14 protein-coding genes are annotated in these 14771 nt (G+C 46.3%); 9 read left to right on the top strand and 5 right to left on the bottom strand.

Going from position 1 to position 14771, the window contains the following annotated elements; translation table 11 throughout:
- The first annotated feature begins 71 nt into the window (after positions 1-71).
- Entirely contained in the window at positions 72-926 is an 855-nt protein-coding gene (locus AADH33_RS08285) for an HpcH/HpaI aldolase/citrate lyase family protein (RefSeq protein ID WP_348548587.1), read from the top strand.
- Positions 927-1013: 87 nt separating this feature from the next.
- On the opposite strand, the gene AADH33_RS08280 is transcribed toward AADH33_RS08285, so the two are convergent.
- The 5 genes from AADH33_RS08280 to AADH33_RS08260 all read right to left on the bottom strand — a co-directional run bounded on the left by AADH33_RS08280 (position 1014) and on the right by AADH33_RS08260 (position 5769).
- Positions 1014-1598: a TetR/AcrR family transcriptional regulator gene (locus AADH33_RS08280; protein WP_348548586.1), complete on the bottom strand. Its 585-nt coding sequence runs from the start codon at positions 1596-1598 to the stop codon at positions 1014-1016.
- A 186-nt stretch (positions 1599-1784) separates the two neighbouring features.
- Positions 1785-3047 carry a YbfB/YjiJ family MFS transporter gene (locus tag AADH33_RS08275; RefSeq protein ID WP_348548585.1) on the bottom strand — a complete coding sequence of 421 codons (1263 nt, stop codon included), beginning with the start codon at positions 3045-3047 and terminating at the stop codon, positions 1785-1787.
- 486 nt (positions 3048-3533) lie between these two features.
- Positions 3534-4733 (bottom strand): sugar transporter, encoded by a 1200-nt coding sequence (locus AADH33_RS08270; RefSeq protein WP_348548584.1) that lies wholly within the window; start codon positions 4731-4733, stop codon positions 3534-3536.
- A gap of 183 nt (positions 4734-4916) precedes the next feature.
- Positions 4917-5489, bottom strand: a complete 573-nt coding sequence (locus tag AADH33_RS08265) for an IS630 family transposase (protein ID WP_348548583.1) — start codon at positions 5487-5489, stop codon at positions 4917-4919.
- Positions 5416-5769, bottom strand: coding sequence for an IS630 transposase-related protein (locus tag AADH33_RS08260; RefSeq protein WP_348548343.1), 354 nt, complete (start codon positions 5767-5769; stop codon positions 5416-5418). Before AADH33_RS08260 ends, AADH33_RS08265 begins: the two co-directional genes overlap by 74 nt.
- A 216-nt stretch (positions 5770-5985) precedes the next feature.
- Between AADH33_RS08260 and AADH33_RS08255 the strand changes: the two genes are divergently transcribed.
- The 8 genes from AADH33_RS08255 (at position 5986) to AADH33_RS08220 (ending at position 14748) form a co-directional block, all read left to right on the top strand.
- Positions 5986-6690, top strand: a complete 705-nt coding sequence (locus tag AADH33_RS08255; protein WP_348548582.1) for a hypothetical protein — start codon at positions 5986-5988, stop codon at positions 6688-6690.
- A 701-nt stretch (positions 6691-7391) separates the two neighbouring features.
- A complete protein-coding gene (locus AADH33_RS08250) occupies positions 7392-8306 on the top strand; it encodes a hypothetical protein (RefSeq protein ID WP_348548581.1) in 915 nt (304 codons plus the stop codon).
- A 208-nt stretch (positions 8307-8514) separates the two neighbouring features.
- The gene (locus tag AADH33_RS08245) at positions 8515-9099 is read left to right on the top strand and encodes an alpha/beta hydrolase (protein ID WP_348548580.1); all 585 of its coding nucleotides are present in this window, start codon (positions 8515-8517) and stop codon (positions 9097-9099) included.
- Positions 9100-9438: 339 nt separating this feature from the next.
- Positions 9439-10074: a hypothetical protein gene (locus AADH33_RS08240; protein WP_348548579.1), complete on the top strand. Its 636-nt coding sequence runs from the start codon at positions 9439-9441 to the stop codon at positions 10072-10074.
- 22 nt (positions 10075-10096) lie between these two features.
- On the top strand, positions 10097-11182 hold the full coding sequence (locus tag AADH33_RS08235; protein ID WP_348548578.1) for a 3-hydroxyacyl-CoA dehydrogenase family protein: 1086 nt from the start codon (positions 10097-10099) through the stop codon (positions 11180-11182).
- Positions 11175-12320, top strand: a complete 1146-nt coding sequence (locus AADH33_RS08230; protein ID WP_348548577.1) for a CaiB/BaiF CoA transferase family protein — start codon at positions 11175-11177, stop codon at positions 12318-12320. The genes AADH33_RS08235 and AADH33_RS08230 overlap by 8 nt, the downstream gene beginning before the upstream one ends.
- A gap of 97 nt (positions 12321-12417) precedes the next feature.
- On the top strand, positions 12418-13737 hold the full coding sequence (locus AADH33_RS08225; protein WP_348548576.1) for a short-chain fatty acid transporter: 1320 nt from the start codon (positions 12418-12420) through the stop codon (positions 13735-13737).
- 360 nt (positions 13738-14097) lie between these two features.
- Positions 14098-14748 (top strand): glutathione S-transferase, encoded by a 651-nt coding sequence (locus AADH33_RS08220; RefSeq protein ID WP_348548575.1) that lies wholly within the window; start codon positions 14098-14100, stop codon positions 14746-14748.
- Positions 14749-14771 lie beyond the last annotated feature (23 nt).

The raw sequence follows: 14771 nt of genomic DNA, 5'->3' as shown, positions 1-14771 counted from the left end.
TCGCTGAACTCAATGTTAGAATGAACGAATAATGACAAAATACGTATCAATATACATTAATGAGAGTTGGAATGACATCACGTACAGAAGATACTGCACATACCGAAAACACTCACTATGCCAATACATGGCTATTTGTACCGGCAACGCGCATGGACAGAGTGGCCAAAGCCTTTGCCAGTGGCGCAGATGCTGTCATTATCGACTTAGAAGATACCGTGGCTATAGAGGATAAAGCGTCAGCGCGCAAGGCGTTACAAGAGTATTATGCTCATGCCGACTATCGGCCCGTGTGGGTGCGTATCAGTCAAGCAGGCAGTGATGAGTTTGCCAAAGACATAAAAGCCTGTGAGCAGATGCCCAATCTCGCTGGCATCATATTGCCCAAGGCGGAACAGGCCACAGATATCGAATCCGTCCATCATTTAACTCGACTGTCTGTCATTGCACTGATAGAAAACGCGCGTGGTCTGTATCAAGTCGATACGATGGCAAAAGCGTCGGGGCTGCGCGCTTTTAGTTATGGGTTTTTGGATTTGTGTAATGATTTGAACGTACAGGTAGGAACGCCGGCGGCAGATATTATCGCCAATCAGATTCGCTATCAGCTCATCCTTAGCTCTAAAATCCATCAGTTAGCGCCGCCCATCGATACGGTGTATCCTGATTTTCAGGATGCCAAAGGGTTGGGCGCGCGCGTGCAGCTCTGGTCGCAGATGGGGATGGCAGGGATGCTCTGTATCCATCCCAAACAGGTGGCCGTGGTACAAAACGCGCTGATGCCGACCGCTGCCGAGATTGAGTTCGCTCGGCGAGTGGTGACAGAGTACGAGCGCCACGGGCAGGCGGTGTTTAAGGTAGAGGGCGAGATGGTCGATGCGCCGGTGATTGAGCGCTGTCAGCAATTATTAAAAAATAGCTGTTAACTAAATGATGACATCACATGGGCCTTGCGTTTAAGTGATGTTAAAAGTTATGTTCAACGCCATGGCAAAAATCTGTCAAAAACCATGTCATAAAAAATGCCTAAACATAGTATCAATATACCGCTCGATGGCCTCTGTATCAGGGTTGACCTGCGCATAGGTACGCAAGCCGATGAGCTGGATTTGGAAATAGCGTGCCAGTTCGGCAGGGTCTTGATCACAGCTGATCTCGCCATGGTCGATCGCTAGCTCAAAGGTGTTGACAAAAGAGGCTTCTACCTGCTTTAAGATGCTGGTCGCATGGGTGAGCAATTCTGGACTATCGTTTTGTGTCAGCTCGCCGATGGTTTTGACCACCATGCAGATACCGCTGGGCGCACAGCCTTTGCTACAGATGGTGACGCTTCGAATAAAACGCTGTAGGCCTGCGAGCACGGTTTCTTCTTGGGCAATACAACTGGCAAGATTGGCTGCGCCTTGCTCAGCATAGCGGTTTAAGGCTTCTGTAAATAAGCTGTCTTTATTACCAAACGCGGCATAGATGCTGCCAGGGCGCATATCGACGACATCTTGTAGGTTTCGCATCGAGGTGGCGTGATAGCCTTTTTTCCAGTAGAGGTTTTTGGCTTTTTCGATCACCTCATCACGATTGAACTTGGCTTGTGCACTCATGTGGCTCCCCTTAAAAATCTCTGTCTGATTAGGGCGTGTTGAATGTTCAACACGCCCTAAGTACATCAACGTATCACTCTATCTTTTTTATACTGGATTGACTCTATGTTGTTGATCATTTTTGTCTAAAAAACGCCATTATTATAAAGTCATTTGCCTTATCAAGCGGCCAAACTTTGGCGCAAATTAAAGCGGTTTTTGCGGCTGTAATAATAAAGCCAGTCCAATGGCGACAAAGGCGGCAATACCAGAGACCATGTAACTGATGCGAAAGTCGCCCGTCAGCTCTGCAAGATAACCTGCTGCCACCGGTCCAAGCGCTTGACCACTCGAAAAAGCAAATGTCAGCGCTGCAAGCGCACTGGCTGCTGCCGCGGCACCAAAATAATCACCAGCGCAGGCGGCCATAATGACAGGTACGCTCCAGACCACGAAACCAAACAAAATAATCGACAAATATAACCCCAAATGCCAATCCGTTAAGCCGACTAACAAATAAGCGATGGCAAGAAAGAAAAATGCCAGCGCGAGCCCAAGGCGACGGCCAATGTGATCAGAGATCCAGCCAAAAAGCATGCCCGAAAAGACACTCAGTAGACCAATCCATGCCCAAATACTGCCTGCAGACGCCTCACTGAGCTGATAAGAGCCCACCATGCTGGTCACGATAAAGGTCACATAAACCATATAAGTCGCGCCATAGATAGCAAAGATAACGCCCAAATGCACGAGTAGCTTGAGGTTACTGCGTTCCAGCTTTTTCTTGTTTTTTACGGGCGAAGTAGGTATACGCCCGAAAGGGCTGCGCGTGACATCGTCTGGATGATTGCGAATCAACGTAAAAGTAAGGCACGCCACCACAATATTGATCAGCGCAAAAATCAGCCAACCCGTCTGCCAAGACAGTAAGCTAAAAAAGGGCAATAGTTTTGGGACGACAAAGCCCGATAGGATAATACCAAAGCCAGGCCCTGCCATCACCAGCCCCAACGCCAGCCCGCGATGCGACGGAAAAAACCAGTGAGACATGACGCTCATCATTGGTAAGACCACGCCGCCGCTGCCAATGCCAGTGAGCACATAAAAAGCGCAAAGCATAGGAAAACTGGTGGTAAACGCCATACCAAGCATAGAGGCTGCGATGACCACAAGACTGGCCGTACCGGTTAAACGAGTACCAAACCTAGGTAGAATAAGCGGACTTAAAAGTACAGCGACAAGATAACCGATCAGGTTGGCAAAACCTAATATACCGCTTTGGGTGTAGCTCAATGCCAAAGACGCCGACATCGACGGCAGCAGCATACCAAAGGCAAATCGCCCCAAACCCAGCCCGCAAAACATCGCTATAGAGCCTGTAACAGCGACAACCCAAGCATAATGTAACCTGCCTAAGCTAAGCGGCGGCGTGCGATTGCGCGGCTCTGATGCCATGCTATCCTCACGCATGTTGTTTCTCCGAAAGACCGAAAAAACTGGCGCTTATGTGCCCCATACGCATGATACACAAACCAAGTAACACCGCCGTCTGGCGTAAAAGATTGCCCATTTTACACTTATCCTTGTGTGGGTAATGCAGTACAAAAAGTCCGGTAGCAATGAGTATAGCTTTGCCTGAACACTCGTTCAATAGAAGTTATAAAAGTTTATGCAAATTGCTGCTGTTTATGTAAATTACTAGGGCGTGTCTTTATTTCAAAAATGGTGATAAAAATGAGATAAATTGCCGTCAAACAAGGAAAATAGCGCCGTTAATATCAGGATATTGACCAGCTATTTGACGACGTTTGACAAGATTTGACCATTTTTAGCCCATTTAGATAGCTATCGCGTGAATTGAAGACACGCCCTAAGATATGGTGATGAGTAGCATAAAAAATGCCAGACCGTTTAGTAGGCTGGCATTGTATTTGGGTTCGAATCATCTGGCTTTAACTAGCCGAGTCTTTTACTCAGCTCAGGAAAGCGTTTTATCATAAATAGCATCAGTAGCAGTGCCGCACTAGCGATGGCCGCTCCGACATAGCCCACGTTTGATAGCGACAGATGCGTCACCGCGTATCCACCAAAGAGCGCACCCGTACCGATTCCTAAGTTGATAATACCCGAAAACATCGACATCAGCATGTCTTGGGCATTGACATCGACCATGATGACTTTGGCCTGCATGGAGATGATCAGTAGCATCAGCGCCGCGCCCCATAACAAGGCAATTAGGCTGAGCGCCCAGATCGAGGTCACCACATACAGCAGTACTAGCATAGATAAAAGCATCAGTATCGTCGAGACCAGCATAATCCGCGTGTTAAATCGATCACCCCAACGACTAAATATGACACTGCCGGCAATCCCTGCGACACCGAATAACAGTAAAATGATCGTCGCTGAGTTTTCGCTCACTGAGCCGACCTGCCGCATAAACGGCTCAATATAAGAGTAGGCGCTATAGTGAGCGGTAAAGACCAATAGGATAAGCAAGTACAGGCAGACCAATAGTGGGTTTTTTAGCAGTTCTGGTATTTTTCTAAAAGAGCCTTGAAACATACTGGGCAAGGTCGGTAACAGCTTGGCTTGTAGCATAAATACCACAAAAGCAATTACCCCAATTCCGCCAAACGTCGCGCGCCAGCCAAACCATTGACCAACCAAACGCCCCAACGGCACCCCTAGCACCATCGCCAATGAGGTACCCGTCGCAAGTACGCTTAGTGCCAGTGCTTTTTTGCCTTCTGGTGCTACTCGTATGGCAATCGCCGCGGTGATGGACCAAAATATCGCATGTGATAGCGCGATACCTACGCGGCTGATCAGCAGCACATCAAAGTTCCAAGCAAATACGGACAGTACATGACTGGCAATAAATACTGCAAATAACCCTAGTAGTAAGCTTTTGCGCTCAAAGCGACTGGTCAGTAGCATCAGCGGCAATGACATGGCCGCAACGATCCACGCATACAGCGTCAGCATCCAGCCAGTCTCGGCAGTGGTGATAGAAAAATCTTGGGCAATGTCACTGAGTAGGGCGACGGGGACGAATTCTGTGGTATTCATGATAAAGGCACTGATGCCCATCAAAAACACTTGAAAATACTGAGTCCGGCGAGCATCTAAGCTCGCCTCAATGTTGTGTTTCATAAGATCCAATACAAGAAAATGCTAGGGCGTGTCTTCACTCGATGAGTAAGAATAATTAAGTAAGAACTATGAGGACACGCTCTAATACGATAAGAAGATTAGCCAATAAGGGGGTAAAAATGCTGGGTGGTAAACACCTTTGGCAATATAAGAATGGCGAGGCAAGATACCAAGTCAAAGGCATTATAGCCAGTCTAGAATAAAAGAGATACAACCCATATCATGAAACAGCTTAGGTAGATTATTCTCCATCCAGCCTTGACGTAGAAATTTTGCCTGTGCCCACTTCTTTTCAATGGGGTTTAGATCAGGGCTGTAGGGTGGCAACCAAAGAATACGATGGCCATGTCTGTTCAGTAGTTTTTGAATGCATTTGTTCTTATGAAATCTAGCATTGTCCATCACGATCACACATTTTGTTTTAAGACTTGGTATTAGCGTGTGTTTGCACCAGTGGTAGAATATGCTGCTGTTAATATTTTGCTCAAAGTAATCTAAGGCAAATAACATTTTTTCATAGAGCGCACCAATAACGTTAGTGCGCTTTCTTGCTTGCCAGTTATAGCTGTCGATACAGGGTTTACCTATCGGTGCATAGCCATGAGAACGAATGGTTTCAGCCTCAAAGCCGCTTTCATCCATGTACACAATGGGATAGCCTTGCTGAATAAAACTATTGAGCTTACTCTGATACGCTGCTCTTTTTATTGGACACGCTTTTGGATGCTCTAAGGTCTTTTTTTTGACTGATACCAAGGCGCTTTAGGGCAATATCAATGCCTGACTTGCTACAGCCTAAACGTTGAGCTCGCTCGTACATGTAATCGTCTGGATACTGCGCGACGTCTTTGAGAAGTGCTTCATTTGGTATTTTACTGGGTGGCTTATCCCGAGTTTGTTTGATACTTGGATTTTTCAGCCAACGCTGTAAAGTGGTTTTGCTGATGTCATAGAAAACACAAGCTTGACGAATGCTCATGTCTTTGTCTTTGACGCTTTTTATAACTTGCGTTCGAAAGTCTGCTGAGTAAGTCATAATGATTATATCTTTCTCTTTATTTTAAAAGCATTGTATCTTATTTATAAAAGACTGACTATAGTTAAAGAGATTTTTTGCTAAGGATTGTTAATTTGATATCGAACGGACGATATCGCGTCAATCGCGCTCATCTAGACCGTATATCTAAAAACCTCTAAATAAGAGATAATAGCCGCTATCAAACCATCAATTCATACAACAAGGCCGTCCTGCATGACCAAAGAAAACCCTTATCACTTTTTGCCGTTACAACCCACTGGCAGAAACGAGACCGACAACGTAAACACCTATGCTCCTGAAGACATGATAAAAATATACGAGCAGCAGTTTCTCACGCACGTACCCGAAGACCAGCTAAGCGAGTTTTTGCCCGCACTAAAGCAATTTTATGATATCGATGACAATACGTTGGACATTGCTGCGGTCATCTTTGATGCCATAGCGGATGCGGCGATTATCTATAATCACAAGGTAAAAGCAGGCGGTTATCAGATATTAGGCAGCTTGGTAACAGAGCAGCTGGAGTACGAGCAAGCCGAAGACAGTAACGAAGGCTCAAATTCAAATGACAGCTCAGACAATCAAGCCTATACCATAGACTGTATGCGTACGTTTTTTATCAATGATATCGAAATACCGTACCACTTTAATCTATTTATCCAAGGCGACGGTTATTCTACCTTGACCGAAAAAAACACCGTGCTAGAAAAAATATACTGGCTGGTCCATGGTGAGTCTGAAGGCGATTTAGACGATACAGCAACTTCTTTAGCATCTATTAACGAGGCGCTGGCCAGCTTAGGCATCAGAGCGATGGATCTAAACACCATCCATCAGTTGCTCAATTATATAGAAGATCATCTGCTCGATGACGACATGGCAGACACGCTAAATACTCTGATAGATGCCGCTGAGTAGGTCTTGTCTTATGAGTATGACTCATGACTCACCGTAAGTGTGAATACGCGACAGCCGTTGTCGCAGACGATATAAATACACTGTATTTTTATCAGTCTTTATATTATAGTTATTGAGTCAGGCAGCAATAATTCTAAAAATCATAACCGGATATAGTTGGTTTACTTTAAAAACGATACAGTGCAGCTGGTATGAGTTTTGCGCAGCATCTGTCAGCGTAGACACAGTAAGCAAGGAAAATTTATACCAGTTGCTCGTTCATATGAGCGTATCGATTTTATCTAAAACTGACTATAAACAACAACTGAGCAAACAGTGAACCCTCGGGGCGCAATGCCTCACTTTTTCACTGAGTTGTCTTTAATGATGCTATTTTCGTTTTATCTTATCTTCCTTTGTCTTTACAAATCCAAAAATCATAGTTGTTAATAAGCGTAAAGATTGAACACAAAAACGCTCGTGAGTCTGGCAAACATGCTGATGAGACGATAATAGCAAACTGCGTCAAAAAACCCGCTTCATAAAACAACTGCTTGACCAAAGCGATTAATCTACTTTCCTTTATAAATACTAACTGATAGATAAGCGACGTCATTTAATAAAATGGCGAACACGCTCGGCTTGCTTAAGCCCTGCATCGAGCAAAGAGCAACCAAAAAAAGCGACAAACAAACCAAAATCAAAATAATAAGGATATAACGATGACAAAGTTAACGTATGAATTTGAGCAAAAACGCGTAGACAATATGCAGTGGGCAGGTCGCTCAAAACTGTCTGGGTTAACGGCGTTGGCCAGTGATGAGCAAGGGCGAGTACGAAAAACGCCCTTGTTTTATCTCGAGAGTGTGTCGGTAGATAATTATGTAGATGACATTTATTTTGTGAATAATAGCGATGAGACGCTCAGTTGGGTAGCGCCATTTATGCCCTATCGAAACATAATAGAGGCAGGGGCCAAGCTCGGTGATATCAGTGAGGAAAATCTAAATAAAGTAAAGCTTTATAGTAATGACATGGACCGTGTATACACCGATGTACTGCCCATGCAAGGCGTGCGTATCGGTAGCAGTCATATCATTTATGACAGTGATGCGCTGATGCAGTGGCTGATACACCTGCCCTTTAAGGGGGCTAAGACGCATTACGCCATTTGGCGCTTTAACGTGGTGGAGAAAGGCGGTATTGGCAAATCTTATCCACTGCTATGGGAGGATTTTAGTAAGCCCTTGCCTATGGTCAGTAGCGATTGCCTATTTGAAAAGTCCGAGATGCCGATAGAGGCCAGTGTTTACGAGGAGCGTTGTGCGCTGCTTGAGCGGCTGATTGACGCATTTGGGGTGGCCAATGCCATATTTGTGTTGGCGATTAACGATGTGCTATATCGTTACTGCGTGGGCTGGAGTGCACCCTATAGCGAGTCGGATATACAGGCACAAGACATTGCGCGTAAATTAAAAGAGCAGAAGCCAAAGGATGCGCAAGCGGTAAAAGGTATCGTCCAAGCTATTTATGATTTTTGGTTTAACAAAGGATTTGCAAAAAATATCTCAATGCAAGCTTGTGAGGAGGTTTTAGCTTTATACCAAGCGCAGGTCGCTATAGTCGATTCTAAATAAAAGAGTCATAAGTTTATTGATCAGCAAGGCCGATAAAAATTTTTTGGCGTGCTGTGCCTACGCAGACAGAGGCTGCAAAAATTTCTATCAGCCTTGCTATAACATTTTTATAGTGAACTGACTATAGCCAAAAAGCAGTTTAATCTAATTTAAATCTATAAGCCAAGCTGGTGAAAAAATTAAATAATTATTAAAAAAGGAGGACGCTATGATGTTTCCTATCGAAAATAATGACACGTTTTTATTGTTTTTTCATGGTCTCGACTCAAGCAATGAGACCAGCAAATATACCTGTATCACCCGTGAGCCAAAATATTGCCAAACGGTCAATTATCGAGATAATTTTGCAGAGGTGTTTGAGATTTACGATGCCTTGATTCGTGAAAAAATAACACAGTATCCACGTGTGGTGCTGGCAGGGCATTCGCTGGGTGGCTGGTTTGCCAATCATTTTGCTCATCAATACAACTTGCGGGCGTTATTGATTGCGCCTTGTATCTATCCGAATGAGGTGTTGGCCGATCGTATTCCAAACATCTCTGATATGAAACTGTCTTTTCCGACATCAAACACTGAGATGATGCGGGTCATGGTAGAGGTCGACGATGAAAGCTTGGATGTGGCGGTGGCCAGACGAACTTTGGTCAATCTGCCTGAGAGCTGGGAAGTCGATTACTTCGACGGCGGTCATCACCGTATCGCCCGCAGTAGTGATATTTGGTATCACTTGGTTCACCTATGCGAAGATCCGATCGTTTGGATGGATGACGCAACCTACTACGGAGAGGACTAAAGAGCGGGGGTGAGGATTAAAGGATGGACTTCATCTAAAAAAGCAGTTATTTGAGAGTAAAATAATTATTCACAAACAGACACACAGTTCCGTATTTATTTACGCTTATCTGATGTGCTATCATCATAAAACGATTTATCGTGGGTTTAACAGTTTTGTATTGCCAATCGCTACTGACGACGATGATGTCAGTTGAATGATGGCGTGCAACCCTTGCAACTTCCAGCACGATATAAAACAATTCTGGTAAAGCGCATGAGCCTGTACTCCGACATCCTCATTTGTGCCTGATTTTATTATTTTTCGTCGGAGTTATAGGAATCTAAGGTGTTCACCATCATGAGCCACTCATCTCATCTTTCAAAATACACTCGTCACTATCGCCCGCAGCACCCGCTTGCTCAGTATATTGTTACTCAAATCAACACGCTAGAGATGCGTGCACCAGATATCATTAGAGCCATGGGCTATCCGTTAGGTCATACCATACCCGCTTGTGAGCGCTTGCGCCATGTCTTGTGTCATCGTCATCTTGGGCTTGATGACAGTTATATGGACAGATACTTTAGTGCCGATGCGTTTTTGGCCACGCTGTTTGAGATACTTGAGCTGCCTTATGAGCCATTTGCAGAAGATATCGCCCAGATTAAAGCCGAAGTAGCGCAACACTCTGATTCTTTGCCTCACTATTGTCTGCGAGCGCAAGTCGATTTTGCGTTTGTTGACGGAGCCAATTGGCTGTCTCGATGGGGGTCGGCGTTGGCAACTGAGGTGCATTTGCCAAGTGGGTTTACGACATTAGATGAGCGCGAGCGCAAGGCGGCAATCAAGCAGAGTATCCGTGAGCATTATCAGCAGTTTGATGGTCATTTGCCTTACAATGGGGTGATTCAGGGCTATCAGCTGATAGTGCTGCAGCAAGATGAGATCATCGAAAAAGTAGCCTATGGACTGCCGACCTCTAGCAGTGTGTAAGAACTTACTCAATAATCTTTAAATGTCGATCAATACCCCTTTGGATAAAGCCATTAGCCGTCAGCACTCGACAGCTGAGAAAAAGCAGACACTGCTAAATCGCATCACGCCGACCACTTCTTATGAAGACTTAGCTGACTGTGATCTGATTATTGAAGCGGTGTTTGAAAACCGTGAGATTAAAACTAAATGTACCCAGCAAAGTGACGCGGTGATTGCTGAGTCGGCTGTCTATGCGTCTAATACCTCGACATTACCGATCACTGGATTGGCTCAGGCTAGTACGCGCCCCAAGCAGTTTATCGGGCTGCATTTTTTCTCGCCAGTCGACAAGATGCCACTGGTGGAGATCATCATGGGCGAGCAGACCGATGATGCCACCTTGGCAAAAGCCTTTGATTATGTGCTGCAAATCGGCAAAACACCGATCGTCGTCAATGACAGTCGCGGTTTTTATACTTCACGGGTATTTGGCACTTACGTGTCAGAGGGTATCGCTATGCTAGGTGAGGGCGTACATCCACGCAGTATCGAGGTCGCTGGCCTAAAGGCAGGTATGCCGATGCCGCCACTGGCGTTGCAAGACGAGGTCTCTCTCAGTCTGGCGCTGCACGTGAGCGAACAGCAGCAGCTGGATATGGCCGCTGAAGGTAAGCCCGTATCCGTGCGCCCCTCGTACGAGATACTCAAAACATTGGTCAAAGCCCACAATCGCCAAGGTAAAAAGACCGGCAAAGGCTTTTATGAATATCCTGATGAGGGCGATAAATACCTGTGGCCTGAGTTGCTGAGTTTATATCCACCACGCGCCCAGCAGCCAGCCCAGCAAGAGCTAATCGATCGCTTGATGTTTATTCAAGCCAATGAGTCGGCTAAATGCTATCAAGAAAATGTCGTGCGCTCTGTCGCGGATGCCAATATCGGCGCTATCTTTGGTTGGGGTTTTGCGCCGCATCACGGTGGTACGCTTCAATTTATCAATGCCATGGGGCTAGAGGCGTTTATCACGCGCAGTCGTGAGCTTGCTGAGCAATACGGCGAGCGTTTTCAGCCAGCGCAAATAGTGCTCGATATGGCGGCTAAAGGTGAGGTGTTCTCTGATGACTGATGTAACGACTGACTTAACGACTGATTCAATCGTAAACTCCATGGCAGACTGCTTACAAGGGCTGCGAGTGGTCGATTTGACGCGTAACTTACCAGGGCCATTTGCCACGCGCCTGCTGGCCGATTTGGGTGCAACGATCATCAAGATCGAACCCAAAAATGGCGACCCTGCTAGAGCCTTCGGTGAGCTGTTTGCCGCATTAAACCATGGCAAAACTACCGAAAGACACGACTTTCGGGACCCCAAAGGCATTGCGGCTATCAAAGCGCATATCAAAGATGCCGATGTCATGCTCGATAGCTTTCGTCCTGGTGTGTTAGCAGGCATGGGATTGGATGCCAAAACGCTGCATGGGCTTAATTCAAAGCTTGTGATGGTATCAATCACTGGCTACGGCGTGACGGCTCAAGCGTCCAATGAGAGCGAGAGCGCTGCAATAGATGCGAGTGCGATCAATCACCCACGAGCCAGTCATGATTGGGCGCATAAAGCTGGCCACGATATCAACTTTATGGCGATGAGTGGTGTCCTTGACCAATTAAAAACCGCAAGTGGCGAGCAGGCCATGCCCAATGTACAATTTGCAGACTTGGCAGGCGGCAGTGATACTGCTGTCATTGCGCTGCTCGCTGCAGTGTTTGCCGCGCAGCGTACCGGCAAGGGTCGTCATATCGCGGTCAGCATGACCCACAGCTTATACCAGCATCTGGTCATGCCCAAGGAAACGGGCGCGCTGGTCAAAAGCTTTTCAGGAGACATGCCTGCACCGCATCTTGATTTTTTGGGCGGGCTATTGCCTTGCTATCGTTTGTATAAAACCCTTGATAATCGCTATATGGCTGTTGGCTCATTGGAGCTGAAGTTTTGGCAAGGGCTGTGCGAGGCGTTGGCACTGCCAGCACTAAAAGACAGCCATTGGCAGCTTGGCGTTATGCCAAACTCCCCTGAGAGCCAAGCAGCAGCAAAGGCTGTGAGCGATGCCTTTGCCAGTCAGACACTCGCCCATTGGCAGCGGCATTTCGCACCCATTGATGTTTGCGTTACCCCAGTGCTTAGCTTACAAGAAGCCAAAGCGCATCCGTTATTTGTCCATCAAGACAAGTACTACTCAACGCCTGGGTGGCAGCTGGTCGAGTGAGACTGTATGCAATGTGTAGCGGTTGGGGAAGATAAACGATAGGCTAGATAAAAATAACAGTGACCAAGGACGTCTTTAAATAAAAAGGAGTTTACTTATGAAAGCAATTACCCGTTTTTCCAATAGCTTGATGGAAAAATACTTACCTGATCCATTTTTGTTTGTGTTGATATTAACCTTAGTGATTTTTGTGATGGGCTTAGGGCTCACTGAGTCATCTCCTATAGAGATGGTCACGTATTGGGGCGATGGGTTTTGGGCGCTGCTGGCGTTTTCGATGCAGATGGTGCTGGTGCTGGTCACAGGATTTGTGCTGGCAAGTAGTCCGATATTTAAAAAAGGCTTGGGTCACATTGCCGGTTTTGCGCATTCACCCAGTAGTGCGATTATATTGGTCACCCTCGTGTCTCTGGCAGCAAGCTGGATCAACTGGGGTTTTGGTTTGGTGATTGGCGCGCTATTTGCCAAAGAATTGGCAAAGCGGGTTCATGATGTCGATTATCGTTTATTGATTGCCAGCGCTTACTCAGGCTTTATTATCTGGCACGCTGGGTTTTCAGGATCGATTCCGCTGTCTATTGCCACAGAAGGGCATCCGTTTGTTGATACCATTGGTGTTATTCCAACGAGTGCCACCATCTTTGCGGGCTACAATTTAATTATCGTCGCGGCATTGGTGATTATCGTGCCTCTACTAAACCGCATGATGATGCCAAAAAAAGAGGACACCATCACAGTCGATCCGAGCGTGCTTGTGGACCCAGTCGCTGAGGCGTTGCCTGCAAAGTCAGAGCTGACACCAGCTGAGCGTTTGGAGAATAGCTGGGTTTTATCGATGGTGATCGGTGTGTTAGGTATTGCTTTTATTGTTTATTATTTTGTCCAAAATGGGTTTGCCCTAACGCTAAATTTGGTGAACTTTATGTTCTTATTTCTCGGCATCATATTTCACGGAACGCCCCGCAACTACTTGATTTCTATTCAGGAGGCGGTCAAAGGTGCAGGCGGTATCATCGTTCAGTTCCCGTTTTATGCCGGCATCATGGGGATGATGACTGCCTCTGGGCTGGCAGGGGTGATGTCAGAGGCATTTGTCAGTGTGTCGACGGCGCAGACGCTACCACTTTTTGCTTTTTTGAGTGCAGGACTGGTCAACTTTTTTGTCCCCTCAGGGGGCGGGCAATGGGCAGTGCAAGCGCCCATTATGTTAGAGGCGGCCGACATGCTGGGCAGTGATCCGTCACGAGTGGCGATGGCGGTGGCATGGGGCGATGCGTGGACCAATATGATTCAGCCGTTTTGGGCACTACCGGCTTTAGCCATTGCAGGACTCAAAGCCAAAGATATCATGGGTTTTTGTATCATTGTACTGATAGTCAGTGGTGTGGTGATTGGGCTGGGCCTATTGTTTTTATAAATGCTGCTTTTATAAATGTAGTGAGTTCAGTATAAAAACGATACAGTGGGACTGGGATAAATTTTACGCAGCCTCTGTCGGCGCAGGCACAGCACGCAAGGAAAATTTATACCAGTTCCACGTTGACATATAATGTATCTGTTTTATTTAGAATCGACTATGTCATTTGTATAGACGTTTTCTGCATAAACGTTGTTTGTATAAATAAAGCCAGACCTTACCTGCTTTAGGGGTGAGGTCTTTTTTATGTTAGTCTAGGGCGTGTCATCGATTAGCACGTATAGTCGCTTGAAAAAAACGGCTAAGCCTCGCTGTCTAAATGATGATATGCCCAGTGATTTTGATTTTATTGTGAGAAATATGATGAGACCTTCTTTGCCGCTCTTATATTCTTTTCGCCGCTGTCCTTATGCCATGCGTGCTAGGCTTGGCCTTGTGTTTGCAGAGCAGCAAGTGGTGCTGCGCGAGATTGTCCTAAAAGACAAGCCGCCGCAGATGCTAGCGATTAGCCCAAAAGGCACGGTGCCTGTGCTACAGCTTGCTGATGGTACTGTGATTGAAGAGAGCTTTGATATCATGATGTGGGCGCTAGGCCAGCATGATCCAAACCGCTTGCTTGACGCTCAGATGTTGTCTCAGGCCAATGCCCTAATCGATAAAAACGATAATGAGTTTAAGCATTGGCTGGATCGCTATAAGTATGCGGATCGTCATCCTGAGATGAGCCAAGAAGAGTATCGCCAGCGCGGCGAGGCGTTTTTGCAGATATTGGAGACGCAGCTTACCAATAGCACTTATCTACTCGGAGATGGCATCAGCGTTGCTGATATTGGTATCATGCCCTTTGTCCGTCAGTTCGCCCATGTGAATCGCGAAGTATTTTACCACTTGCCGTATCCACATCTGCAGCGCTGGCTGCAGCATTGGCTGGCACATCCGCTGTTTTTGCAAGTGATGACGAAGTATCAGCCATGGCAAGAAGGAGACGAGGTGGTGATTTTTCCATCCTAGCTCATCTTAGCTTTGTCCCAGCC

This window comes from Psychrobacter sp. KFRI-CH2-11 (assembly GCF_038239325.1).
In the GTDB taxonomy this organism is placed as follows: Bacteria; Pseudomonadota; Gammaproteobacteria; order Pseudomonadales; family Moraxellaceae; genus Psychrobacter; species Psychrobacter celer.
The sequence above is the reverse complement of the archived record's forward strand: the minus strand, read 5'-3'. Positions and strand labels throughout refer to the sequence as shown.

Coding starts and splice junctions, on each gene's coding strand:
- AADH33_RS08285 (WP_348548587.1), top strand. CDS start 72: ATGACATCACGTACAGAAGATACTGCACATACCGAAAACACTCACTAT.
- AADH33_RS08225 (WP_348548576.1), top strand. CDS start 12,418: ATGAAAGCAATTACCCGTTTTTCCAATAGCTTGATGGAAAAATACTTA.
- AADH33_RS08270 (WP_348548584.1), bottom strand. CDS start 4,733: ATGAAACACAACATTGAGGCGAGCTTAGATGCTCGCCGGACTCAGTAT.
- AADH33_RS08255 (WP_348548582.1), top strand. CDS start 5,986: ATGACCAAAGAAAACCCTTATCACTTTTTGCCGTTACAACCCACTGGC.
- AADH33_RS08220 (WP_348548575.1), top strand. CDS start 14,098: ATGATGAGACCTTCTTTGCCGCTCTTATATTCTTTTCGCCGCTGTCCT.
- AADH33_RS08245 (WP_348548580.1), top strand. CDS start 8,515: ATGATGTTTCCTATCGAAAATAATGACACGTTTTTATTGTTTTTTCAT.
- AADH33_RS08235 (WP_348548578.1), top strand. CDS start 10,097: ATGTCGATCAATACCCCTTTGGATAAAGCCATTAGCCGTCAGCACTCG.
- AADH33_RS08260 (WP_348548343.1), bottom strand. CDS start 5,769: ATGACTTACTCAGCAGACTTTCGAACGCAAGTTATAAAAAGCGTCAAA.
- AADH33_RS08275 (WP_348548585.1), bottom strand. CDS start 3,047: ATGCGTGAGGATAGCATGGCATCAGAGCCGCGCAATCGCACGCCGCCG.
- AADH33_RS08240 (WP_348548579.1), top strand. CDS start 9,439: ATGAGCCACTCATCTCATCTTTCAAAATACACTCGTCACTATCGCCCG.
- AADH33_RS08280 (WP_348548586.1), bottom strand. CDS start 1,598: ATGAGTGCACAAGCCAAGTTCAATCGTGATGAGGTGATCGAAAAAGCC.
- AADH33_RS08250 (WP_348548581.1), top strand. CDS start 7,392: ATGACAAAGTTAACGTATGAATTTGAGCAAAAACGCGTAGACAATATG.
- AADH33_RS08230 (WP_348548577.1), top strand. CDS start 11,175: ATGACTGATGTAACGACTGACTTAACGACTGATTCAATCGTAAACTCC.